We start from the raw sequence: 21,561 nt of genomic DNA on the forward strand, positions 1-21,561 counted from the left end.
TGTTGTCGGTGTAGCCGTTGCGGTGGCTGGCGTGGGTGTCGCGGAAGCGCTGGGGTACGAGGATCTCGACGGGCCGTCCGAGCAATTGGTCGCGCCGGTAGCCGAAGAGTGCCTCGGTCTGGGCGTTCACGAGCCGGATGGTCCCGCCGTCGTCCACGATCACCATCGCGTCGGGCGCGGACTCCAGTAACGAACGGAACCGCTCCTCCGCCGCCTTGCGTTCGCTGACGTCGCGTACGGCGGCGGAGACGAGGAGTCCGTCGGTGGTTTCGAGGGGGCTGAGGCTGATTTCGACGGGGAACTCGGTGCCGTCCCTGCGCAGGCCGTGGAGTTCGAGTCCGGCGCCCATGGGGCGTACCTGTCTGTTGTCGGTGTAGCCGTTGCGGTGGCTGGCGTGGGTGTCGCGGAAGCGCTGGGGTACGAGGATCTCGACGGGCCGTCCGAGCAATTGGTCGCGCTGGTAGCCGAAGAGTGCCTCGGTCTGGGCGTTCACGAGTCGGATGGTCCCGGCGTCGTCCACGATCACCATCGCGTCGGGCGCGGACTCCAGCAGTCCCCGGAACCGTTCCTCCGCCGACCCGGGCGGGGTCGCGCTCAGAGGGGCCCGGGCGCCGCACCGGCAAACCGAAGTCCCCAGGGCCGAGGCCCCTAGGTCGGACTCCAAAGAGACTGGAGCGGTGAAGCCTTCCATACTTGCCTCCAGGACGGATACTGCCGACTGCGATGCCCACAACTGCCGTATCCGGACCATCCCAGCGCAGATTGTTCCGGCGTACCTCCGTGAGTCCGATTCTGATCGGCACTGATCCGGTTCAGGACGCAGCGTGCTTTGGCCTGAACTTCTGGTGCACACGGGTGGCTTGATCCCGTCTTGGGCTTCCGCCTGACCGACGCGGGGCCTCCGCCCGGCCCATGCCAGGGAGCCGTCAGCCCCGCCAGGTCGCCGTCACAGTCCCGTCAGCGCATCGCCTCGCCCACGTACCGGACGAAGAAGGCACGCAGCCGCTCCCGTACCCACGGCACCGACACGGCCGGGTCGACTTCGCCGACCATGCCCGCTCGGCCCTCCGCGGTCATCAGCCCCGCCGCCTCCAACTGGGGTACGAGGGCTGCGTAGTCGGTGAACACCCAGTGGTCGGCGCGGCCGAGACGCCGACGGGCGACGCATCCCGGGGATCGGCTCAGCAGGGCCGACCAGGACCGCTCGAACCGCTCGTCATGGAAGCCGTCGGTCCCGAGGAGCAGCAGCGGCCGGTCGATGCCGTGCCGCGCGACCGGGAACAACTCGCCGTCTGTACCCGGCTGCCGGGGCGGGAGGTCGAGGTAGCCCTCCAGGTTGACCGCGGCCCGGATGCGCCTGTCCTCGTGGATCGCCTGAGCCGCGGTCGTACCCCCGGCCGAGTGCCCGTACACGCCGACCCTGCGCAGGTCCAGCGACCGGCCGAGCTCCTGCGGCAGCCGACGCCCGGCCGCGTCGGAACGGCCCGAGGCCAGCGGCGCCAACTGGTCGAGTACGAACCGGATGTCCGTGACCCGCGTCCCGACCACCGTGCGGAACACCCCGGGATCCGTCGCCGCGTCCGGGCGCAGCTCCGTCTCGCGGATCAGCCCCTTGCGGCCCTCCCGGGGCACCGGGAACTCGACCTCGCCCGCGTCGCCGGGATGATCGACGGTCACCACCACGAACCCGTGACTCGCCAGCTCCTCGGCCACATGCGTCCCCATCGTGCGGGGATCCCCGGCCCCCGGGCTGTACAGCAGCACGGGCCGGCGTCCGGGCAGCGCGGGCGCGTCGACGAGCGAATGGGTAGGTGTGGCCGCCCAGTTCACCCCGGACTTCGGGAGCAGGGGGTGGATGAAGGCGGCGTCGAGCTGCGGGAAGAGCGCGGCGGCGGCCTGTGTCATCTGCGGGGCGACACGGCAGCCGCGTACAGCCGGGTAGAAGAGCGTGACCATGACCTCGCGGACCGGGAGCGTGCGCGTCCATGGGTCACGACGTGTGTCGTCGACCAGGTAGAGCGTGGTGATGCCGGTGCGGTACGGCCCGGTCGGCGGTGGGAGCCGCAGCGTGATGCCGCTTGCCGTTGCCGTTGCCGTTCGAGCGTATGCGCGGGTGCCACCGGGCAGGAGCAGCGCGGCGGCTGAGAGGGCGACGGATGCGGTTACGGTGCGCCGGTCGACTCCGTTGAATGAAGCGAACATGATCACCATGCTGCTGGTGGGGGAGGCGCGCGGACGATCTGTTCGTCCCTGCCCGAAACGCTGGCGCCACACCAACGGGGAGAGTACGGGGACATCAGTGCTACGCATCCACTTCACGGCCGCGGACTTCGCTCGCGTACGGTTCGCCCCGCGCCCGGCCCCGCTCCAGGAGCTGAACTCGGCCCTGATGAAACTGTGCCTCCCCGCTTCGGGTGGCGCTGACGAACTGCTCTTCGGCCGCTGGCGGCGACGGCTGTTCGCGGCCCTGCCCGCCGCGGCCGGTGCGCTCGGCGAGCTGGTGCCCGCCGGAGTCGCCCCCGTGTTCCTCGACATCCTGAGCGACGACCTCACGGACGGTCTGGACGCCGCCCGGGCCACTCCCGCAGAGCTGGTCCGCACCGAGACCGAGCGGGTGTACGCACGGCACCCCGCCCCGCCCCCGCCCTGGATCCGTGACCTGCGCCGGGGCGACCCCCGCGCCTGGCGCCTCCTGCACCGCGCCCAGCGCGCCGCATTCGAGACGGCCCTGGCACCCACCTGGTCCCGGGTGCAGGACCTGCATCAGGAGGAGTTCACCCGCCACGCCGTCGTCACGGCCGCACACGGCGTCGGTCACGCGCTCACGGCCCTCGTCCCCGGCAGCCGCCTGGACGGCGACATCTGGGAGCTCCCGTCCCCCACCGCCCGGGACCTCCCCCTCGACGGCCGGGGCCTGCTGCTCCTGCCCACCTTCCACTGGACCGGCCACCCGCTCATCGCCACCCCACCCGACGGCGCCACCGTGGCCCTGACCTACGCGGCCGGCCCCGGTCTGCCGCTCACCCCGGACACCACCGGTACCGGCGTCGAGCCGCTGGCCGGAGTCATCGGGCGCACCCGCGCCGAGATGCTGCTCGTGCTCGCCGACGAGCACACCACCAGCGCGCTCGCCCGCCGCCTGCGCGTCGGCAACGCCACCGCATCGGCCCACGCCGGGGCTCTGCGCGCCGCGGGTCTGATCGCCACCACCCGCGCGGGCCGCGCGGTCCTGCACCGCAGGACGGCGATGGGGACCCTGCTGGTGCGGGGCCGGGGCGCTTCGGGCGTGGCATCCGATGCCGGCCGACCCCTTCCTTCAGCCCGCTCGAAGGGGTTGGATTACCGCAGGTAACAGCAATGGGGCGTGACGAGCGGGAGACACGATGAACGGTGCCGGCAGCGGCTACTACGGCTCACCCTGGCCGGCCGAGGACGGCGGTCCCACGCGGGGCCAGGCTCCCACCGCCGCAGGGCCGCGGATCGCGCCGGGGGAGCAGCTGAGGGTACGGGCCTGCCGCGCGGCGCGCGGCGCGCAGATGCTCATCCAGCGCGCCCCCGGCCAGTTGTACCTGCTGCGGGGGCTGTTCGGAGCGCGGATCTCCAGCAGCCCGTCCAGGACGGTCGTCGAACGCCTCGACCCGCGCACCCTGGAACCGCTGGCCTCCTCCGGGCACCTGCCGGCAGGCCCGTTCTGGATGGGCGGCATCGGTGCGGTCGCCGACGGCGCGGTCGTCGTGGTCGCCGGCCGTCACGCGCACCGCCTGGATCCCGAGACGCTCGACGTCCTCGCCCGGCGCGAACTGCCCGCGCCGCGGCCGCACAACTCCTTCGTGGCCATGCCCGACGGCACGCTGGTGCTCAAGGACTTCGACGTCACCGAGGGCGCCCCCGCGACCCTGCGGGCACTGGACCCCCTGACTCTGAAGGACCGGGACACCCTGCCGCTCGGCGAACCCGTGATAGCCAGGCTGGCGGCCCGCGGCGACGAGGTGTACGCCGTGGGTTCGCACCGCGTCCACCGGGTGCGCTGGGACTCCGCCGCGGGCAGGCTCGTCAGGGACGACGACTGGTCGGTGGCCTACCGCGACGCCCCCGGGCAGGGGCACGGATGGGATCCCGTGCTCGCCGGCGAGCGCATCTGGTTCCTCGACCAGGGACGGCACCGGTACCGCGGCACCATGCGCGGAGCCGCGCGCGACCGGGGCCCGGTGCGCCTGCATGCGGTCAGCCTCTCCGATCCGGCCGACCACCGCCGTGCCGAGATCTGCGGTCTGCCGTGGGGCGCCGCCACCAACCCCCCGCTGGTGGACCCCGAGCGCGGTGTGGCCGTCGGCTACGACTCCGCCAACGGCGTCCTGACGGCGTTTCACGCACGCCCCGGGGAGCCGTTGACGCACCTGTGGTCGCAGCGGATGAACACGGCCGGCCATCTGCTGCGCTGGGCCGACACCGGCGAACTCATGGCGTACGACCAGCGGCAGCGTCCCCCCAGGGGGACCCGCGCCGGGGCGCGCGTGCTGGCGGCGACGGGAGACGCCATCGCCTTCGCCCTGCGCGCGCCCGCGCTCTCCGGGGCACTGGGGCGTCTGACGGGGGAGGACGCCGTGCTCCTCGACCTGACCACCGGGGCGGAGCTCGGCCGGGCCCGGGTGCCGAGCCTGATGCAGTCCGTGTGCTTCCCCTCGCCCGGCTGGGACCGCGACTTCTACTACTGTTCCATGTCCACGGTGGCCCGGGTCGGTGTGAGCTCCTCAGGGTGAGTGGTCCGCATGTCCCGTGGTCGGCCCGCCGCCGCACGGACCTGGGACATGTGGGCCCGCACCTCGGCAGGGGACAGCGCCGCGGCGTACCCCCGGGATGGCGGTGCCGGCGCGCCGCGGCAGGGGCCGCAGTCGCCGTCGCGCAGGGCCTCGGCGAGGGCGGGGGCGCCGCATCTGCCGCATTCGAGGAGGCGCAGGGGCGGGGGAGCGGGCGCCGGTTCGGGTGGGAGTTTGCTGATGAGCCGGGAGCGCACGAGGCCCGCGGGGTGGTGGATGGGGGAGGGCAGGCCGTCGGTCAGGGCGCGCAGGACGTCCCGTTCGGTGGCGCCGCGCTCGAACCACTCCTTGACCAGAGGACCCAGCCGGGCGCACTCGATGGCCGAGAGGGTCAGTGCCGGGGCTTCGCGGGCCAGTGCCACCAGCAGGATCATCGCGCGGGAGCGGGTCGGCCGAGCCCGGTCCTGTGCGAGCGTGTCACCGGCCTCGTCCCCCGCCACGTCCCCGGCCATGTTCCCGGGTACGTCGCGGGACGCGCCCTCCGGGACGTCGCCCCTCCGGAACGCCGCCCACCATCCGTCGTCGCGGGGCACGCGCGACCACCACGTTCGGGTGATCCAGCGCCCTCCGCACAAATGCTCACGTCCGCGCCGAAGATGACCGGCAGCCTGGAGGCGGTTGAGGGCGGTGCGCATGGCGCACTGGCCGTACGGAAGCTCTGCGGCCAGGGTCTTCGCGGAGATGTCCGACCCGTCGTCCAGCCGCTCGATGTACCAGGCGATGCCTTCTTCCCGCAGCGGAAGATGGGCGAAGTCATGGGCCGAGGGCGCGGGTTGGCCGGAAACCGGCCGCTTGCCGTATCCCGGCTTGGCCATGGGGTGCCCGGACTCGTGCGCGGGCAGGGACGTGGAACTAAACTGGCTGTCAGCCATCGGATCGGTCCTGTCGATCTCGTTGGTCAAGCCCCCGCAGGTGTTGGCGCACCTGCCGGGGGCTGATTCGTTTGGCGGACAAGCTAGACCCTGATGACCGTGTGTGGCAAATGCATCGCGCAAAGTCAACTCGCGGGGTGGGTGGGTGGGTTGAAGCCCCCATCCCATTCCGTCAGAGCAGGGCTCGAAGCCCGGATCCCGAAGCCCGAAGCTCAAGTCTCAGGCCGGTCAGGGAGCGATGAGCCGGCCTCCGGTGGACACCGCCCGACACCGGCATGAAGCTGGGAATGATGCGGACCGATGTGCACGCCCACCTGTGGAGCGAGGGCTATCTCCGCCTCCTGGAGTCCTACGGGCGCGAGGACACCGCCACTCAGCGGGGCCTGGGAGCGGGGGACAGTCCGGCGGAGTTCGACGCCCGGTTCACGATGATCGAAGCCGCCGGCATCGATCACCAGATCCTGTCCGTCTCCCCGCAGGCCCCGTACTTCCCGGACGAGAAGCAGGCGGTGACGGCCGCGCGCCACGCCAACGACCTCTACGCGGAGGTCGTCCACGAGTGGCCCACGCACTTCTCCGGCTTCGCCGCGCTGCCCCTGCCGCATCTGGACGCCTCCTTCGAGGAGCTGACCCGTGCGCTGGACGACCTCGGGCTGGTCGGCGTCGGGGCCACGACATCGGTCCTCGGGCGCAGCCTCGGCGACCCCTTCTTCCGTCCGCTCTTCGAGGAGTTGGACCACCGGGGCTCGGTCCTCGGCCTCCACCCGGCGGGCCAGGACGCGGGTACCCCGCTGATCGCCGACAACCACATGCGGTGGATGGTCGGCGCGCCCATGGAGGACACCATCTGCGCGATGCACCTGATGCTGGAGGGAGTCCCGCGCCGCTTCCCGAGGCTGCGGATCGTCCATGCGCACCTCGGGGGTGCGCTGCCGATGCTGCTGCCGCGCGCGGACGAGCACATCCCGTGGGAGGCTCCGGACATCATCGAGATGCCGACGGTCGCGGCGCGCCGGATGTTCTACGACACCGTCGCGCACGGCCATGAGGCCGCGCTGCGGGCGGCGGCGGACTCCTACGGCGCCGACCGGTTGATGCTCGGCACGGACTTCCCGTACCAGAGCGGGGAGGCGCTGCGCCGTGCCGTGCTCTCCATCGAGGACGTGCTGACGCCGGAGGAGGCGGAAGCCGTGCTTCAGGCGGGATCGGAGCTGCTGCCCGCATGAGGTGGGCGGATACGGCGACGGGATGCCGAAGGGGGCCGGTGGTGACGCTTCCCGCGCCACCGCCGGCCCCTGGATCGCCAAGGCTGTCCAGTCGTTGCCGGCCGGTTCAGTCGGCTGCCGTCACACCCGGGTCGGGATCGTCGGCGACGGGCGTCGTGGTGGACGTGGTGCACTGCGGGTCACCGGGGCAGTTGCTGTTCGGCGCCGTGACGCTGACGTGGTTGACGAGCTGGTCGTCGGGCTCGACGGTCACCGAGTAGGTGATCGTCGCGGTCTGGCCGGGCTCGAGGTCGCCGTTCCAGATCACCTTCGGGGCCTCGTAGATCACGCCGCCCGTGGACGCCGCCGCGTCGTCGTTGTACGTGGCGTTGTCGATCACGTCGGACAGGTCGTCCTCTGCCCGGACCCCGGTGGCCGGGTTGGCGCTGGTGTTGGTGACCGTGAGGGTGTAGGTGACCGTACGGCCGGTCGCGGTGTCCTGGACGACGGCCGTCTTGCCGACCTGGAGCGTGGACGGCTCGGGCGGCGCCGCGTCGGGCGTGTTGGTGAACGTGCAGAGCACGGCCACGCCGCGGGTGTCGGAGGACGCCGGGACGGTGTACTGGAACGAGGTGCCGGAGCCCTCGGTCAGCAGCGCGTTGCCGTGCGCGGTGTCCACGCACTGGTAGGTGGTGGTGTAGTCCGACGGGTCGGTGCCGCTCGCCGGCTCCTGGGTGAAGGTGTAGGTCGCGCCCACGACACCGGGCAGCGGGCCCGCCATCTCGGGCGGGGTGTTCTGGGGGCCGGTGTCCGAGCCGGTCGTGGTGCCGGTGTTGCCGGAGGTGATGCCGTTCCCGGTGATCGTCACCGTGAACTGGTCGTTCGGCTGAGCACGTTCGGGGATGTCCGCCTGGGAGGTGATGTTGGGCCCGTACGAGCAGTTGCCCGCGTCGACCGGGGTCGGTTCCTTGCCGGTCGGGGCGGTCATCTGCGTGCTGGAGACCAGAGCCCCGCTGTTCGGGTTGATCTTGAACAGCTCGCCGGCCGGGGTCACCCGGGCCCGGGTGGTGTACAGGTATCCGTCCGCGCCGAGGGTGACGCCGTATGCGGCGCCGTCGGGCAGGTCGGCGAGCATGTCCGCCGTCAGGGCGATGTCGTCGGGGGTGGTGGGCAGATCCTCGTTGATGCGTACGAGGGCCGAGTTGACCCCGCCGGGGGCGAGCTTCTCGGGGGTGGAGATGACCATGTACAGATTGCCCGCGGAGTCGAAGACCATGTCGCCGGAGCTGCCGTTGAACCGCGGGTCGGTCAGCGTGCCGACAACGCCGACGCTGACGTTGTTCACGGTGTCGAACGCGTAGATGATCTGGGTGGTCGGGCGGTTATCGTCGTTCGGGTTCTCCGTGGAGTGGGAGTAGTAGAACCAGCCGTTGGTCGGGTTCATCGCCCCGCGCACGGTTTCCCGCGCGCTGCCGTCGCCGATCTTGGCCGCACCGGCGAAGGTGGTCGTGGTGTTGGTGTTCAGGTCGAGCCGGAACACGGTCTGCGTCCCGGTCCCGGAGTCCTCCTCCTCGGACACCGCCCAGGCGACCTGGCCGCCCGGCATCATTCCGAGCCCGTTCACCGCGACCCCGGCGGGCGCGGTGAAGTTCCCGATCTCGGTCCGCACTCCCGTGCCCAGATCCACCTGCTGCACCGACGTGCCCTCGGAACGGCCCTTGGGCCCGGCGAGGATGTAGGCGTTCTGCGCCAGGCAGTCGGCGGGTACGACGCGGGTGGTGGCGCTGTGCCCGGCGGCGGCGACGGCTGCCGATGCGGCCGGTACGCCACCGGCCACCTGGAGCAGTACCGCACACGCCGTCGCGGCGACCAGTCGTGAGGCGTCTCGCCTGCGGGCTGCGGTGCGGGTTTGTAGTGTCATCAGGCTGGGGCTCCGTTCGTACCAGATCGAACATCCGCTGATCACCGAAAAACCAAGCCGTAACCGGGTTATCCGGACGGAAAGATCATGAGCGGACAAGTCAATCCAAAGCGTCAGAACACGCGGACGATACGAATGGGGCATATGCCTCGGCTGGTGTGCTGGTGTCGCGTCCTCGCAGGTCAGGGTGACGGTGGCGACTCCTGTGTATCGCTCAACTGGCCGCCGCCGCATGGGCCATGGCGGCGCGCCCCGTCGCTCCGGTATGACCGGTGTGCAATGTGGTGGTCGTTCTGTATGACCAAAACCGGCCAACTGTCGGCGTGTTCTCCAGGCCCGACCCGACGTGACCGCGCGAGCGCGGGCTCCCGTGGACCGGTGGAGCGTCGAATCCCGCGACTGAATTCCGCGACCAGATAATGATCTTTCCAACGGGGGGCGTCCGCGCGTACGTTCGCAATTGCGACCGAGGGGGCATGCGTCATCGCCCCACTCGCCGGCGAGGAGGCGCCACCACCAGCGCGCCCGCGCACATCGTGCAGGGCTCAAGGGTCACGACGAGCGCGCAGCCGGTCAGCCGCCACTCGCCGAGCCTGGCCGCGCCCTTACCTATGCCGTGCGCCAGATCAGCCAGGGTTTCACAGGGGAAAGGGAACGCGCGCATGCGGCGCACGATTGCCATCAGGACCGCCGCCGTCCTCATGGGCGTGGGCGCCGTGCTGGGCAACTCGTCGGCCATGGCCAAGGCCATGAACTCGTGCCGGGGGCTCGCCGTCTGGCTCCGGGGCGCCGTGGTGGCGGTACGGCAGAGCGCTTCCTGGCGGCCCAAGGCGGACCGACCCGAGCAGCGGCCCGTCCGGGACGGATGCGCCGCGGGAGGGATCTCGCCGACCAGCACCCCGGCGCGGGATGCGTGTGGCGCCTCCGTCAGTCGCCGTCGTGCTCGATCAGCGCCGCCAGCCCGTCCAGGATGCTCCGCAGTCCGAACTCCCATGCCTGGTCGCCCCCGCCCGACTCGCCCACGGAGGCGAAGGCGGCGCACAGGGCCGGGAAGCGTTCCGCGTGGGCTCCGAGCAACTCCGCAAGGAGTGAACCGAGCTGAGCCTCGGGACTGCCGACCGGGCCTGCCGCGCGTACGTGCTGGGCCGTCGCGCGGACGTGTCCGGCGAGCAGGACCACGGCGTCCAGCCGTTCGGCACCGGTGAGCGCCGTGCCGTCCAGCGCGGAGACCGCGTACTCCATCCAGCCCAGCTCTGCCGGTCCCATGACCCGGGGGCGGACCGCGACCTCCGCCGCCCAGGGGTGGCGGCAGAACACCTCGAGCAAGCGGCGGGCCCAGTGGTCGAGCTCCTCCCGCCAGCCGCCGGGCGGTGCATCGGGTGCGGGGTACGGGCCGACCGCCTCCTCCAGCATCAGCGCGACCAGCTCGGCCCTGCCCGGGACATACCGGTACAGCGCCATCTTCGTGACACCGAGCTCGGCGGCGAGGCGCTGCATCGACACCGCCGGCAGATTCTCGGCATCGGCGATCCCGATCCCGGCGCGCGCGATGCTCCGGAGGTCCAGCTTCGGCTTGGGGCCGCGGGTGGGCTGGGGGTGCGGTCCCCACAACAGCCGTGCCGTATGGGTGTGTTCGTCGGTCATGCCGCCTGCCGTGTTGTACCTGCGGGAAAACTGTGTCTATGGTACACAGTATTCAACCGTGTCCATGGGACACAGTTTCTGTCCGCGAGGGGGAACCGCACATGCATGACCAGGAGCACAAGACCGTCCTGATCTCCGGGGCGAGCATCGCCGGACCCGCCCTGGCCCTCTGGCTGGGCCGCCTCGGCTTCACCCCGACCGTCGTCGAACTCGCCCCGGCTCTGCGTGAGGGCGGCCAGGCCGTCGACTTCCGGGGCGACACACACATGACGGTGTTGGACCGGATGGGCGTGCTGCCCGACCTGCGCCGCGTACGGACCGGTGGCAGCCCGATGACCTTCATCGACGAACACGGCCGGCAGCGTCTGCACCTGCCCGCCGAGTTCGCCGGGGGCGACATCGAGGTCCTGCGCGGCGATCTCTCGCGCGTGCTGTACGAGCACAGCGCCCCGTACACCGAGTACCTCTTCGGGGACTCCCTCACCTCCCTGACCGAGACCCCGACCGGCGTAGGGGTCACCTTCCGGCACTCCGCGCCACGCGAGTTCGACCTCGTCATCGGCGCCGACGGCATCCACTCCCACGTCCGCCGCCTCGCCTTCGGCCCCGAGGCGCAGTACGTCAGCCACCTCGGCTACTACGCGGCCACCTGGCGGCTCCCCAACTACCTGGGCCTGGAAAGCGGCAAGGGGGTGACCGGCCTCAACACCCCCGGCAGGCTCGCGGCCGTCGGCGCCGACTACCGGGACCCCGAGCAGGCGGGCGCCTTCCTGCTGTTCGCCTCACCGAGGCTGGACTACGACCGCCAGGACCTCGAACAGCAGAAGTCCCTGGTCACCCGGGCCTTCTCGGACCTGGGCTGGGAGGTGCCGCGCCTGCTGGACTCGCTGCGAGCGTCCCCCGAGCTGTACTTCGACTCCATCAGCCGCTCGGACGTGCCCGCTTGGTCCACCGGCCGGATCGCCCTCATCGGCGACGCGGCCTGCGGCGCCACCATCGGCGGCATGGGCACGGGAACGGCGATCGTCGCCGCGTACGTCCTGGCCGGAGAGCTGGCCCGGGCGAACGGCGACCACCGGGCCGCCTTCACCCGCTATGAAGCCCTGCTGCGCGACTACGCCCAGGGCTGCCAGAAGGGCGGCGACCGCACGGGCCCGTTCCTCGCCCCGAGGACCCGGAGGGGGCTGCGGCTGCGCAACGGCCTGCTGTCGAGGCCGCTGCTGCTGAACTGGATGCTCAAGGAAGGCCAGAAGGTCAGCAGCATCCCCGGCCTGCCCGATTACGCGACAAGCCCCCGGCCGGTGTGAGCCGGGGGCTTGAGAGGGGGTGACGGTGCTCAGGCGCGCTTGACGTCGGCGACGAACGCGGACCAGGCGGCGGCCGGGAACACGAGCTTCGGGCCCTCGGGGTTCTTGGAGTCGCGGACGGGGACGATGCCCGGGTGGTCGTCGGCGACTTCGAGGCAGTCCCCGCCGCTGCCGCCGCTGTAGGAGGACTTGCGCCAGGTGGCGACCTCGACACAGTCGCCGCCGCTGCCGTCGCTGTAGCTGGACTTGTACCAGATGGCCGAGCTCAGGTCGTGCTCAAAGCTGGTGCTCTTCATGCGCGTAATCCTCCGCCACCGACTCGATCAAGGCCAGGGAATCCGGGGGTGCCAATGCGCTCGCCGCGACCAGATCGTAGGCCAGCTCGCAACGGGCCACGATGGTCGGATCGTCCTCCAGTTGGCCCGTGCCGAAGCCTTGGCGGTAGGCGACCGGGGGTGCGTCGCTGAAGGCCATCAGCTTGAGCGAGCCTTCGAGGGACGCATGGGCCCCCGCTGTGAAGGGCAGCACCTGCACGATCACCCGATTACGTCGAGCCAGCGCGGCGATGTGCCTGAGCGCCTCCGCCATCACCGCCGCGCTGCCGACCTCGCGCCGCAGCGCGGCCTCGTCCAGTACAGCCCACAACAACGGCATTGTTGGATGAGCGAGGATCACCGCCCGCTCCAGCCGGGCCGCGACCAGCTGGTCGACGTACTCCTCGGGCGCGGTCGGCTGGTACGCCCGGCACACGGCCCTTGCGTATGGAGCCGTCTGGAGCAGTCCCGGGATCAGCGCCGGGTCGTACGCCTTGATGGTCGTCGCGACCGCTTCCATCTCCGCCGCCTCGGCGAAGTGGTCCGGATACTTCGACTTGCCGGGAGCCTTGCAGTTCCGCTCGAAGAACCCGCCCGTGCCGAGCGTCTCGTCGAGCCTGCACGCGAGCCCGGCCTGTATCCGTCGTGAGCCCGCCTCAAGCTGGCCGATGAACGTGGCGCTCACATGAAGCATGTCCCCCAGCTCGCGCTGGCTCAGGCCGGCGCGCTCGCGGGCGTGCCTCAACTCCGAGCCGATCAGGGCCCGGGGAGAGGCGAACGGGTCGAGGCACTTCGGTCCAGGCATGTCAACTCCCTGTCACGCAACTGGGGTTGTTGGGCTGCCAATACTGGCCAGGCTAGCCCTCGGCCCGCCACGCTGTGTACAGAACGCGAACACTCAGAGTGGAGGTATCCGATGGCCGTCCCACCGGAGGACAGAATCCGTGCCGCGGAAGTGGTCATCGCCCAGCTCAGGGCGGAGCTCGACGCGAAGGGAGTGAGCCTGCCGTCCATCCGCGTGGACCTGCTGTCGCTCACCAGCGAGACGGCCGACTACCCGCTGGTCGACCTGGGCCGGTGCAACCTGGACACGGCGCTGCGCCTCGCCGCCGTCCTGCACGAGGTCCGCTGATGAGCGCTCTCCCTTCGTCGCCCCGCCCCCGCCGCGGCGACTTCGCCGTCGACTCCCGTGACGGCCGCATCGGCCGCGTCATGGACGCCGATGGCCCCTACGTCCAGCTCCGCCCGCCGGGCGGCGGCCGGGAGTGGGACTGCCCGCCGGAGTCGCTGCGGTCCGCGACACCAGGGGAGATGCTGCGGGCGCGGGTCAGGGAGGTCAACCGGGAGGGGCGCCTGCCATGAGTCGAAGGCGCGGTTCCGTGAATGCCGGGTGTGCTCGGGTAGAGTGACTGCCCGTCGTGTCACGACCGGAAAGAGGAGGTGGGACCCATTACCGCTGTTGCAGGCTGGGTGCTCGCCTCCGTGCCGCCGTCGTCCTAGACGGCTGAGGGAGCCCCGCTCGGCTTTCCGAAAGGCTCCCGCTTCCGTGTCACTCGCTTCTTCTCCTGATTCCTTCGCCGTCTCCGCCCGGCTCCGCGCCGCAGGCTGTGTCTTCGCCGAGGACGAGGCGGCACTGCTCCTCTCCACCGCCCGGACCCCCGCCGAACTCTCCGCCATGGTCGAGCGGCGCGCCGACGGGCACCCGCTGGAACACGTCCTCGGCTGGGCCGAGTTCCGTGGGCTCCGGATCGCTGTGGATCCCGGGGTGTTCGTGCCCCGGCGCCGTACCGAGTTCCTCGTACGGCAGGCGCTCGACGCCCGGCCGGACGCGGGCCTCGTCGTCGATCTGTGCTGCGGCACGGGGGCGGTGGGGGCCGCGCTGGCAGCCGGGCTGAACGGCGGGGCGGATGGCGGGGTGGAGTTGTACGCCGCCGATGTGGACCCGGCGGCGGTGCGGTGTGCGCGGCGCAACGTGGGGGCGTACGGGGGGCGGGTGTACGAGGGGGACCTCTTCGCTCCGCTGCCCGGTGAGTTGCGGGGGCGGGTCGACATCCTGGCCGCCAACGTGCCGTACGTACCCACCGAAGAGGTCGGGCTGCTGCCCGCCGAGGCGCGGGTTCATGAGCCGCTGGTCGCGCTGGACGGCGGCGCGGACGGGCTCGACGTGCTGCGGCGGGTGACGGCGGAGGCCGGACGGTGGCTGGCGCCGGGCGGGTGTCTGCTGTTCGAGACGAGCGAACGACAGGCGGCGGCAGCGGTCGGGGCCGTGAGGCGCGGCGGGCTGGAGCCGCGGGTCGCCATGTCCGAGGAGTGGTACGCGACCGCCGTCATCGGCCGGCGGTGAGTGGCCCAGTCGGAAGGTGGCGAAATGGACCTGGGGAAAGGGGCATCGGGAGCCTAGCGTTGCGGCCGTGACGATGATCCGCATCCTTCCGCCCGCAGGTCCGGCTGCCCGTCGGCTCGCGCTCGCGCAACTCGTCAGCTCCCTTGGCGACGGGGCCTTCTACACCACGTCCGCGCTCTACTTCTCCCATGTCGTCGGGCTCTCCCCGGCGCGGATCGGCCTGGGGCTGACCCTGGCCTGGGCGTTCGGCGCGGCGGTCGGGGTGCCGCTCGGGCGGCTCGCCGACCGGCGGGGGCCGCGGGGGACGGCGGTGCTGCTGGCGCTCGCGGCCGGTGCGGCGATCGGGGCGTTCCTCGTGGCGCGGTCCTTCGGTCCGTTCCTCGTCGCCGCGTGCTGTTACGCCGCGGCCGTGTCGGGGCTCGCGGCGGCCCGGCAGGCGCTGCTCGCCGGGCTCGTGACGAAGCAGGAGCGTACGGCCGTGCTCGCCCACCTCCAGTCCACGCTGAACGCGGGGCTCGCCCTGGGAGCCGGGGCGGGCGGGCTGGCGCTGTACGCGGGCAGCCGGGGGGCGTATCTCGCGGTGTTCGCGATGGACGCGGTGAGCTTCGCGGTGTGCGCGGTGGTGCTGGCGCGGCTGCCCGTCGTGCGGGGCGCCGGGACGATGGCCGGGCCGGCCGCCGGGCGGGGCGTGCTGCGTGACCGGCCGTACGTCCTGATCACCCTGGTCAACGCCGTGATGCTGCTGCGGATGCCGCTGCTCGGCCTCGGCATCCCGCTCTGGATCAGCGAGCGGACCGAGGCACCGGAGTGGGTGGCGTCGGCGCTGTTCGTGGTGAACACCCTGGGCGTGGCGGCGTTCCAGGTCAGGGCCGCGCGGGGGGTGCACTCGCTGGGCACGGCCACGCGCGCGGTGCGGCGGTCCGGGCTCATCATGTTCGCCTCGTGCGCCGTCATGGCGCTGTCGGGTGCCGCGCTGCCGGTGTGGGTGGTCGTCGCCGTGCTCGGCGCCGGCGCGGTGCTGCATCTCGCCGGGGAGATGCTGCACTCGGCCGGGTCCTGGCAGATCAGCTTCGACCTCGCCCCGGCCGGGCGCACCGGGGAGTACCAGGGGTTCTTCGGCACCGGCCTGACCGTGGCCCGTACCGCGGGGCCCCTGGTGCTGTCGGTGCTACTGGTCGGCTGGGGTGTGTCCGGCTGGCTCCTGCTGGGCGGGCTGTTCGTCGCCGCGTCGCTGGGTCTCGGACTCGTGGTGCGCTGGGCGGAGCCTGCCGCTGCGCTGGTGGAAGAACCACGCCTGGCCGATTGTCAGCAAGGCGTTGGCGCAGGCCAGGGCGGTCCACAAGGCCCACAGGCCGCCTGAGGCGGCGAGGGGGATCGCCGCCAGGGCGAGCGCCCCGTAGCACACGGCGAAGACGGCGAGGCTCGGCACCGTGTCCTTGATGGCGATCAGACCGAACCCGAGCACTGCTTGCAGTGCGTCCAGGACGACCACGACGAGGATCAGCGGGAGCAGCGCGGTCACCAGGCCGCGGGGCTCGGGGTCATGGGTGAAGACCGACACCACCGGGGAGCGGAACAGCAGGACCATGACACCCATGGCGAGCACGGTCGCGAGCGCCACCTTCAGCCCGGCCGCCACTCCGCGTCGCACGCCTGAGGCATCGCCCGCCTTCACGTACGGGCCCATCAGAGGGATCGTCGCCTGCCCGATCGCGATGGCGGCCGTGAACACCACGCCCACCAGGGAGACGGCGATGCTGTGCGCCGCCGCGCTGCTGCTGCCGACCCGGGCCGCGGCCAGCGCGAGCACGCCGAGCACGCCGAACTTGATGAGCACGGTGGCCGCGAGCGGCAGCCCGACCCGGGCGAGGGCCAGCAGCGCCCGGAGTTGGGGGCGCCCGATCCCCAGTCGTCGTCCGGCCAGCACCGTGGAGCGGCGCAGGGCCCGGTGTGCGACCGTGGCGCTGATCGTGCTGGAGGCCAGCATCGCGATACCCGCCCCCGGTGCCCCGAGCCCGTGCCACGACCCGGCGCCGCCGACCAGGACGAGTGAGAGCACCACGGCCGTTGCCGTACCCGCGAGGCCGGCCCGCATCACCAGCCTGGACCGGCCCAGACCGATGAGCGCGGACGTGGCCGAATTCCCGAGCGCGGCCATCAGCACGCTGCACGCGAGCAGTGCCGGCAGTGCGCCCAGCTGTGCCAGAGTGCCGGCGGGCACACCGGATGCCCGGCCGGTCAACGGCACCGCCGCCACCGCCACGGCGCCGAGCAGCCCGGTGCAGATGCCGAGCCACATGCCGTCGCGCACCACGGGTACGAGCGCGTCGGGGTCGCTCTCCTTCGCCGCGATGAACGGCATCAGGCCGCGCATGGCACCGGCGACGGTCGCGGTGGCCGGTAGGGAGAACGCCAGGGTGAGGCCGAGGGCCGCCAGTGACGCCGTGCCGTGTCTGCCGAGCACGGCGGTGTCCACCAGCGCACCCGCCGATGACGCGATCATGGTCACGTAGAGAGGGAGCGCCGCCAGCGCGATGGTCCTGACCGGGCTCCGGCTCTGCACCGGGTTCTTCTGTACCGGGCTGTGGCGCCGGCTCGGTAAGTCCTGCGCGGCCTGTCGCTGCATACCGGGGTGTTCCGTTCTTCCGTATTCCGACAGCGGGCGTCCGAGCGGGAGCGCACGCGTGCGACGTGAGGGAAACACCCGACACGCCCCGCATGCCCCGCCCCCGGCACCGCGGCGGCGGGACCCCGTCAGGCCACCGCGGTGAGCTGCCGCTGCTCGCGCGGTACGAAGCGGACGCGGGGGCGGCCCTGCCGCAGGTCCACGCGCATCCGCAGCCCCCCGACCCGGACCAGGATCAGGCCGATCGCCGCGGCGGCGAGCAGCGAGACCGCGCCGCCCGCGGCGAAGCCGGTGCGGGCGCCGTAGGTGTCCGTGATCCAGCCGACGATGGGTGCGCCCAGCGGCGTACCGCCGAAGAACACCATCATGTAGAGGCTCATCACGCGGCCCCGCATCGCCGGGTCGGTGGCCAGCTGCACCGAGGAGTTCGCGGTGACGTTGACCGTCAGACCGACCATGCCGAGCGGTACGAGCAGCAGCGCGAAGAGCCAGAACGACGGTGACAGCGCCGCCACGATCTCCAGGGCGCCGAACAGCGCCGCCGCCCCGACCAGCATCCGCAGCCGGGACGAGCCGCGGCGGGCGGACAGCAGCGCGCCCGCGAGGGAGCCCGCCGCCATCAGGGTGTTGAGCAGGCCGTAGCTGCCCGGGCCGACGTGGAAGACCTGGTCGGCGAAGGCCGTGAGCCAGATCGGGAAGTTGAAGGCGAAGGTGCCCACGAAGCCGATCAGCACGATCGGCCAGATCAGCTCGGGCCGTCCCGCGACGTACTTCAGCCCTTCGCGTAGCTGGCCCTTGCCGCGCGGGGCGCGCTCCACCTTGTGCAGTTCGCTGGTGCGCATCCGCAGCAGCGCGATGACGGGGGCAAGGAAGAACAGGCCGTTCAGCAGGAACGCCCAGCCGCTGCCCACCACGCTGATCAGGGCACCGGCGACGGCCGGACCGATCAGACGGGCCGACTGGAAGTTCGCGGAGTTCAGACTGACGGCGTTGCGGATCTGGTCCGGGCCGACCATCTCGGAGGCGAAGGACTGCCGGGTCGGGTTGTCCACGACCGTGACCATGCCGAGCAGGAACGCGATCAGATACACATGCCAGACCTGCACATGGCCCGACAGCGTGAGGACGGCGAGCGCGAGCCCGCACAGACCCAGCGCGGCCTGGCTGAAGAGCAGGATGTTGCGCTTGGGGTAGCGGTCGGCGATGACGCCGCCGTAGAGGCCGAACAGCAGCATCGGCAGGAATTGGAGGGCCGTCGTGATACCGACGGCGGCGGCGGAGCCGGTGAGGCTCAGGACCAGCCAGTCCTGCGTGATGCGGGCCATCCAGGTGCCCGTGTTGGAGACGATGGCTCCGGTGAAGAACAGCCGGTAATTGCGGACCTTGAGGGAAGAGAACGTCCCTGAGGGGGAGGCGCTTTCCGGGGTCGGCCCCGGCTCGGCCTCGGGTGAAGGGTTCGGGTTGCGGTGGGGGTTCGGTCCGGGTGCGGAGTCTGCTCCGGGTCCCGTACTCAAAAGGGCTCGCCTCCTTGCGCCGATCGGGTGAAGGTCCGGGGCCGTGGTCGGCTGTTGTCAGCTCCCGGACGGGGGTGTCAGATGCGCCAGCTTCTCCAGTACGGGGGCCGCTGCGCGCAGCTTGGCCCACTCGTCCTCGTCCAGACCCTCGGCGAGGGATGCCAGCCAGGCGTTCCGCTTGCGGCGGCTCTCCTCGAGCATGGCTTCGGCCTGCTCGGTCTGGCTGACCACCTTCTGCCGGCGGTCATCGGGGTGCGGCTCCAGCCGGACCAGGCCCTTGGATTCCAGCAGTGCCACGATGCGCGTCATCGACGGCGGCTGCACATGCTCCCTGCGGGCCAGCTCACCAGGGGTGGCGGAACCGCAGCGGGCCAGGGTGCCGAGCACCGACATCTCGGTGGGGCTCAGCGACTCGTCGACGCGCTGGTGCTTCAGGCGCCGGCCCAGCCGCATCACGGCTGAGCGCAAGGAGTCCACCGCGGCCGCGTCCAGGGCGGTGAAGTCCACTCCGGCGGCGTCGGCCGCGGTGGTGGACGCCGCGGGACGGGAAAGGTCAGGCATGTTCATTAGCGTAACTCATTACGTAGCCTAAAGACCAACCGATTCCCGGCTGGCCCGTCAGGTGTGCGAGGGATCACCCGAACGGGTGATAGGGGTCCGGAAAACGACGCACCGAGCGGTTCCGGCCAGAGACCCTGGCTGACATGGCATCGACAGTGCTCAGCCTGCGTATGGACGAGGAGCTGCTTGCCCGGCTCCGGAAGCATGCCGCCAAACGCGGCATGAGCGTCCAGGACTACGTGGTCCGGACGCTCATGCGCGACGACTTCGACGAGCGCTTCAAGGCGGCGGTCGACGAGACGGAGAGGTTCTACGGCCCGGGGTGCCGACCCGGGCGGAGCCGGGGCGGACCGGGGGGCCAGGACACCGGGAGGCCCGGGCCGGTTCATCCGATCAGGTGAGCCGTGCCCGTGCGGGTTCCGGTCACGTCGGTCCCGGTCATGCGGATTCCGGCCGCATGGTTCCGGTTACGTGAGCCCCAGCGCCGGCATCGCGTAGTAGAAGACGAACACCGCTGAGACGACGTACATCGCCACCGGCACCTCGCGGCCCCGCCCCGCCGCCAGCCGCAGCACGGCGAAGGCGATGAAGCCGATGCCGATGCCGTTGGTGATCGAGTAGGTGAACGGCATCATCACCATGGCCAGGAACGCCGGGACCGCGATCGTGTGGTCGCTCCAGTCGATGTCCTTGACCGAACCCGCGAGGATCAGGAAGCCGACCGCCAGCAGCGCGGGCGTCGCCGCCTGGGACGGGACCATCGTGGCGAGCGGCGTGAAGAACAGCGCCACCGCGAACAGCGCTCCCGTGACGACGGACGCGAGGCCCGTCCGGGCGCCCTCGCCGACGCCCGCCGTGGACTCCACGAAGCAGGTGTTGGCGGAGGACGAGGTGGCCCCGCCCGCCGCGACGGCGATGCCGTCGACGATCAGCACCTTGTTGATCCCCGGGAACTCGCCCTTCTCGTCCACCAGCTTCGCCTCGTCGCCGACGCCGAGGATCGTGCCCATCGCGTCGAAGAAGCAGGACAGCAGCACGGTGAACACGAAGAGTGCGCCGGTGAGCAGGCCGACCTTGTCGAAACCGCCGAACAGGCTGACCTGGCCGATCAGCCCGAAGTCGGGGGTCGCCACCGGGTTGCCCGGCCACTCGGGGACGGTGAGGCCCCAGGCGGTACCCGGCAGCCCCGCGGCCAGCTGGATCACGACGGCGACGACCGTCATCACGACGATCGAGATCAGGATGGCGCCGGGTACCTTGCGGATCATCAGCGCGAGGGTGAGCAGCGTGCCCAGGACGAACACCAGTACCGGCCAGCCGCCGAGGTGCCCGGTGAGGCCGAGCTGGAGCGGGACGGTGGTGTGGGCGGCGTCCGGGATACGGGAGACGAAGCCCGAGTCGACCAGGCCGATCAGCATGATGAAGAGACCGATGCCGATGGCGATGCCCTTGCGCAGACCCGTCGGCACGGCGTTCATCACGCGCTCCCGCAGGCCGGTCGCGACCAGCAGCATCACGATGAGACCGGCGAGCACGACCATGCCCATGGCGTCGGGCCAGCTCATCCGGGGGGCGAGCTGGAGCGCGACGACGGTGTTCACGCCGAGCCCGGCGGCCAGCGCGATCGGGACGTTGCCGATCACGCCCATCAGCAGGGTGGTCAGGGCTGCGGTGAGCACGGTGGCGGTGACCAGCTGGCCGCCGTCGAGCTGATGCCCGTACATGTCCTTCGCGCTGCCGAGGATGATCGGGTTCAGCACGATGATGTAGGCCATCGCGAAGAAGGTGGCGAAGCCGCCGCGTACCTCGCGGGAGATCGTGGAACCGCGCTCGGAGATCTTGAAGAAGCGGTCGAGCGGGCCGAGGGGGGCGCCGGGGCGACCGGAGTCGGGCTGCTGTGGCGGCTGCTGCGGCTGGGCGTCCGCGTGGGCGGTGGCCGTGGGGGGCATGCGGGACCTCGTGGAGGGTTCTTGCCGAGTTCCTTGCATGCCCTCGGGAGTTCCTTGGACGTTCATACGAAGGATTCGGGCTGGACACAAGCCGCTTCAGTATGAACGTATAAGAGGAAGATCGGTATCTCCGCGCGTAGACGCCCGTGGGTAACGGCCAGTCGTCTGCTCGGAGCCGCCGCCTACACTGACCGCATGGCGAAGTGGACCCCCAAGCACGAGGCACCCGAGCCCCTGGAGGGGCCCGTCGTCGCCACCATCACCGGCGGCACGATCATCTGGTTCGTCCTGTTCCTCGTGCAGCTCCCCTTCTACGGCTGGTTCGCGGAGCGCGAGCTCACCTGGTGGGTGTGGACCTGCCTGGCCGGGGGCGGTCTCGGGCTGATCGGCATCTGGTACGTGCGCAAGCGGGACGCGGCGATCAAGCGCGCCGCCCAGGCCGGGTCCGCCGCCGAGGACGGACACCCCGCGGTCTGACCCGAGGCCC

General features: G+C 71.4%; 20 protein-coding genes and 2 pseudogenes. 10 read left to right on the top strand and 12 right to left on the bottom strand.

Annotation, left to right across the window (positions count from 1 at the left end):
* Together ACFV6V_RS13200 and ACFV6V_RS13205 are read right to left on the bottom strand one after the other, a co-directional pair.
* Positions 1-751 (bottom strand): PAS domain-containing protein (locus ACFV6V_RS13200; RefSeq protein WP_385563352.1); only part of this gene is annotated, 751 nt, incomplete at its 3' end.
* A gap of 206 nt (positions 752-957) precedes the next feature.
* On the bottom strand, positions 958-2,202 hold the full coding sequence (locus ACFV6V_RS13205) for an alpha/beta hydrolase family protein (RefSeq protein ID WP_385563354.1): 1,245 nt from the start codon (positions 2,200-2,202) through the stop codon (positions 958-960).
* A gap of 97 nt (positions 2,203-2,299) precedes the next feature.
* Here ACFV6V_RS13205 and ACFV6V_RS13210 point away from each other — a divergent pair, with 97 nt between their 5' ends.
* The gene (locus tag ACFV6V_RS13210; RefSeq protein WP_385563505.1) at positions 2,300-3,352 is read left to right on the top strand and encodes an ArsR/SmtB family transcription factor; all 1,053 of its coding nucleotides are present in this window, start codon (positions 2,300-2,302) and stop codon (positions 3,350-3,352) included.
* A 31-nt stretch (positions 3,353-3,383) separates the two neighbouring features.
* Positions 3,384-4,760 (top strand): hypothetical protein, encoded by a 1,377-nt coding sequence (locus ACFV6V_RS13215; protein ID WP_385563357.1) that lies wholly within the window; start codon positions 3,384-3,386, stop codon positions 4,758-4,760.
* On the opposite strand, the gene ACFV6V_RS13220 is transcribed toward ACFV6V_RS13215, so the two are convergent.
* Positions 4,709-5,689, bottom strand: a complete 981-nt coding sequence (locus ACFV6V_RS13220) for a hypothetical protein (RefSeq protein WP_385563359.1) — start codon at positions 5,687-5,689, stop codon at positions 4,709-4,711. The two genes, ACFV6V_RS13215 and ACFV6V_RS13220, sit on opposite strands and share 52 nt — an antisense overlap.
* A 287-nt stretch (positions 5,690-5,976) precedes the next feature.
* On the opposite strand from ACFV6V_RS13220, the gene ACFV6V_RS13225 reads away from it, so the two are divergent.
* Positions 5,977-6,915: an amidohydrolase family protein gene (locus ACFV6V_RS13225; RefSeq protein ID WP_385563362.1), complete on the top strand. Its 939-nt coding sequence runs from the start codon at positions 5,977-5,979 to the stop codon at positions 6,913-6,915.
* 106 nt (positions 6,916-7,021) lie between these two features.
* On the opposite strand, the gene ACFV6V_RS13230 is transcribed toward ACFV6V_RS13225, so the two are convergent.
* The 3 genes and pseudogenes from ACFV6V_RS13230 to ACFV6V_RS13240 all read right to left on the bottom strand — a co-directional run bounded on the left by ACFV6V_RS13230 (position 7,022) and on the right by ACFV6V_RS13240 (position 10,459).
* On the bottom strand, positions 7,022-8,815 hold the full coding sequence (locus ACFV6V_RS13230) for a hypothetical protein (RefSeq protein WP_385563365.1): 1,794 nt from the start codon (positions 8,813-8,815) through the stop codon (positions 7,022-7,024).
* A 514-nt stretch (positions 8,816-9,329) separates the two neighbouring features.
* Positions 9,330-9,428: pseudogene (locus ACFV6V_RS13235) on the bottom strand (deaminase); the annotation flags it as partial.
* Between the two features lie 314 nt (positions 9,429-9,742).
* A complete protein-coding gene (locus ACFV6V_RS13240; protein ID WP_385563368.1) occupies positions 9,743-10,459 on the bottom strand; it encodes a TetR/AcrR family transcriptional regulator in 717 nt (238 codons plus the stop codon).
* Positions 10,460-10,560: 101 nt separating this feature from the next.
* Here ACFV6V_RS13240 and ACFV6V_RS13245 point away from each other — a divergent pair, with 101 nt between their 5' ends.
* Positions 10,561-11,766 (top strand): FAD-dependent monooxygenase, encoded by a 1,206-nt coding sequence (locus tag ACFV6V_RS13245; protein WP_385563371.1) that lies wholly within the window; start codon positions 10,561-10,563, stop codon positions 11,764-11,766.
* Between the two features lie 29 nt (positions 11,767-11,795).
* On the opposite strand, the gene ACFV6V_RS13250 is transcribed toward ACFV6V_RS13245, so the two are convergent.
* A complete protein-coding gene (locus ACFV6V_RS13250; protein ID WP_385563374.1) occupies positions 11,796-12,062 on the bottom strand; it encodes a DUF397 domain-containing protein in 267 nt (88 codons plus the stop codon).
* The gene (locus ACFV6V_RS13255) at positions 12,043-12,885 is read right to left on the bottom strand and encodes a Scr1 family TA system antitoxin-like transcriptional regulator (RefSeq protein ID WP_385563377.1); all 843 of its coding nucleotides are present in this window, start codon (positions 12,883-12,885) and stop codon (positions 12,043-12,045) included. Before ACFV6V_RS13255 ends, ACFV6V_RS13250 begins: the two co-directional genes overlap by 20 nt.
* 111 nt (positions 12,886-12,996) lie before the next feature.
* Between ACFV6V_RS13255 and ACFV6V_RS13260 the strand changes: the two genes are divergently transcribed.
* From ACFV6V_RS13260 to ACFV6V_RS13275, 4 genes are all read left to right on the top strand, one after another.
* Positions 12,997-13,212 carry a hypothetical protein gene (locus ACFV6V_RS13260; protein WP_385563380.1) on the top strand — a complete coding sequence of 72 codons (216 nt, stop codon included), beginning with the start codon at positions 12,997-12,999 and terminating at the stop codon, positions 13,210-13,212.
* Positions 13,212-13,442 (top strand): hypothetical protein, encoded by a 231-nt coding sequence (locus ACFV6V_RS13265; RefSeq protein WP_361283069.1) that lies wholly within the window; start codon positions 13,212-13,214, stop codon positions 13,440-13,442. Before ACFV6V_RS13260 ends, ACFV6V_RS13265 begins: the two co-directional genes overlap by 1 nt.
* 184 nt (positions 13,443-13,626) lie before the next feature.
* Entirely contained in the window at positions 13,627-14,424 is a 798-nt protein-coding gene (locus tag ACFV6V_RS13270) for a putative protein N(5)-glutamine methyltransferase (RefSeq protein WP_385563383.1), read from the top strand.
* Positions 14,425-14,497: 73 nt separating this feature from the next.
* Positions 14,498-15,784, top strand: coding sequence for an MFS transporter (locus tag ACFV6V_RS13275; RefSeq protein ID WP_385563508.1), 1,287 nt, complete (start codon positions 14,498-14,500; stop codon positions 15,782-15,784).
* An 87-nt stretch (positions 15,785-15,871) separates the two neighbouring features.
* On the opposite strand, the pseudogene ACFV6V_RS13280 reads toward ACFV6V_RS13275, so the two are convergent.
* The 3 genes and pseudogenes from ACFV6V_RS13280 to ACFV6V_RS13290 form a co-directional block, all read right to left on the bottom strand.
* A pseudogene (locus tag ACFV6V_RS13280) lies at positions 15,872-17,050 on the bottom strand (MATE family efflux transporter); the annotation flags it as partial.
* A 128-nt stretch (positions 17,051-17,178) separates the two neighbouring features.
* The gene (locus tag ACFV6V_RS13285) at positions 17,179-18,564 is read right to left on the bottom strand and encodes an MFS transporter (RefSeq protein WP_385563386.1); all 1,386 of its coding nucleotides are present in this window, start codon (positions 18,562-18,564) and stop codon (positions 17,179-17,181) included.
* Between the two features lie 57 nt (positions 18,565-18,621).
* Positions 18,622-19,131: a MarR family winged helix-turn-helix transcriptional regulator gene (locus tag ACFV6V_RS13290; RefSeq protein WP_385563389.1), complete on the bottom strand. Its 510-nt coding sequence runs from the start codon at positions 19,129-19,131 to the stop codon at positions 18,622-18,624.
* A gap of 137 nt (positions 19,132-19,268) precedes the next feature.
* Between ACFV6V_RS13290 and ACFV6V_RS13295 the strand changes: the two genes are divergently transcribed.
* Complete coding sequence (locus ACFV6V_RS13295) at positions 19,269-19,526, top strand: ribbon-helix-helix protein, CopG family (protein WP_385563392.1); 258 nt, start codon at positions 19,269-19,271, stop codon at positions 19,524-19,526.
* Between the two features lie 66 nt (positions 19,527-19,592).
* Here ACFV6V_RS13295 and ACFV6V_RS13300 read toward each other — a convergent pair whose 3' ends face one another.
* Positions 19,593-21,074, bottom strand: a complete 1,482-nt coding sequence (locus ACFV6V_RS13300; protein ID WP_385563395.1) for an NCS2 family permease — start codon at positions 21,072-21,074, stop codon at positions 19,593-19,595.
* A gap of 195 nt (positions 21,075-21,269) precedes the next feature.
* On the opposite strand from ACFV6V_RS13300, the gene ACFV6V_RS13305 reads away from it, so the two are divergent.
* Positions 21,270-21,551, top strand: coding sequence for a DUF2530 domain-containing protein (locus tag ACFV6V_RS13305; protein WP_361283058.1), 282 nt, complete (start codon positions 21,270-21,272; stop codon positions 21,549-21,551).
* The last annotated feature ends 10 nt before the right edge of the window (positions 21,552-21,561 follow it).

The sequence above is a fragment of the Streptomyces sp. NPDC059828 genome, assembly GCF_042731955.1.
Taxonomy (GTDB): Bacteria; Actinomycetota; Actinomycetes; order Streptomycetales; family Streptomycetaceae; genus Streptomyces.

What these genes read in the sequence shown, in the direction of transcription:
- ACFV6V_RS13260 (WP_385563380.1), top strand. Translation starts at nt 12,997, where the DNA reads ATGGCCGTCCCACCGGAGGACAGAATCCGTGCCGCGGAAGTGGTCATC.
- ACFV6V_RS13290 (WP_385563389.1), bottom strand. Translation starts at nt 19,131, where the DNA reads ATGAACATGCCTGACCTTTCCCGTCCCGCGGCGTCCACCACCGCGGCC.
- ACFV6V_RS13230 (WP_385563365.1), bottom strand. Translation starts at nt 8,815, where the DNA reads ATGACACTACAAACCCGCACCGCAGCCCGCAGGCGAGACGCCTCACGA.
- ACFV6V_RS13205 (WP_385563354.1), bottom strand. Translation starts at nt 2,202, where the DNA reads ATGTTCGCTTCATTCAACGGAGTCGACCGGCGCACCGTAACCGCATCC.
- ACFV6V_RS13250 (WP_385563374.1), bottom strand. Translation starts at nt 12,062, where the DNA reads ATGAAGAGCACCAGCTTTGAGCACGACCTGAGCTCGGCCATCTGGTAC.
- ACFV6V_RS13245 (WP_385563371.1), top strand. Translation starts at nt 10,561, where the DNA reads ATGCATGACCAGGAGCACAAGACCGTCCTGATCTCCGGGGCGAGCATC.
- ACFV6V_RS13305 (WP_361283058.1), top strand. Translation starts at nt 21,270, where the DNA reads ATGGCGAAGTGGACCCCCAAGCACGAGGCACCCGAGCCCCTGGAGGGG.
- ACFV6V_RS13300 (WP_385563395.1), bottom strand. Translation starts at nt 21,074, where the DNA reads ATGCCCCCCACGGCCACCGCCCACGCGGACGCCCAGCCGCAGCAGCCG.
- ACFV6V_RS13265 (WP_361283069.1), top strand. Translation starts at nt 13,212, where the DNA reads ATGAGCGCTCTCCCTTCGTCGCCCCGCCCCCGCCGCGGCGACTTCGCC.
- ACFV6V_RS13225 (WP_385563362.1), top strand. Translation starts at nt 5,977, where the DNA reads ATGATGCGGACCGATGTGCACGCCCACCTGTGGAGCGAGGGCTATCTC.
- ACFV6V_RS13275 (WP_385563508.1), top strand. Translation starts at nt 14,498, where the DNA reads ATGATCCGCATCCTTCCGCCCGCAGGTCCGGCTGCCCGTCGGCTCGCG.
- ACFV6V_RS13295 (WP_385563392.1), top strand. Translation starts at nt 19,269, where the DNA reads ATGGCATCGACAGTGCTCAGCCTGCGTATGGACGAGGAGCTGCTTGCC.
- ACFV6V_RS13255 (WP_385563377.1), bottom strand. Translation starts at nt 12,885, where the DNA reads ATGCCTGGACCGAAGTGCCTCGACCCGTTCGCCTCTCCCCGGGCCCTG.
- ACFV6V_RS13240 (WP_385563368.1), bottom strand. Translation starts at nt 10,459, where the DNA reads ATGACCGACGAACACACCCATACGGCACGGCTGTTGTGGGGACCGCAC.
- ACFV6V_RS13215 (WP_385563357.1), top strand. Translation starts at nt 3,384, where the DNA reads ATGAACGGTGCCGGCAGCGGCTACTACGGCTCACCCTGGCCGGCCGAG.
- ACFV6V_RS13220 (WP_385563359.1), bottom strand. Translation starts at nt 5,689, where the DNA reads ATGGCTGACAGCCAGTTTAGTTCCACGTCCCTGCCCGCGCACGAGTCC.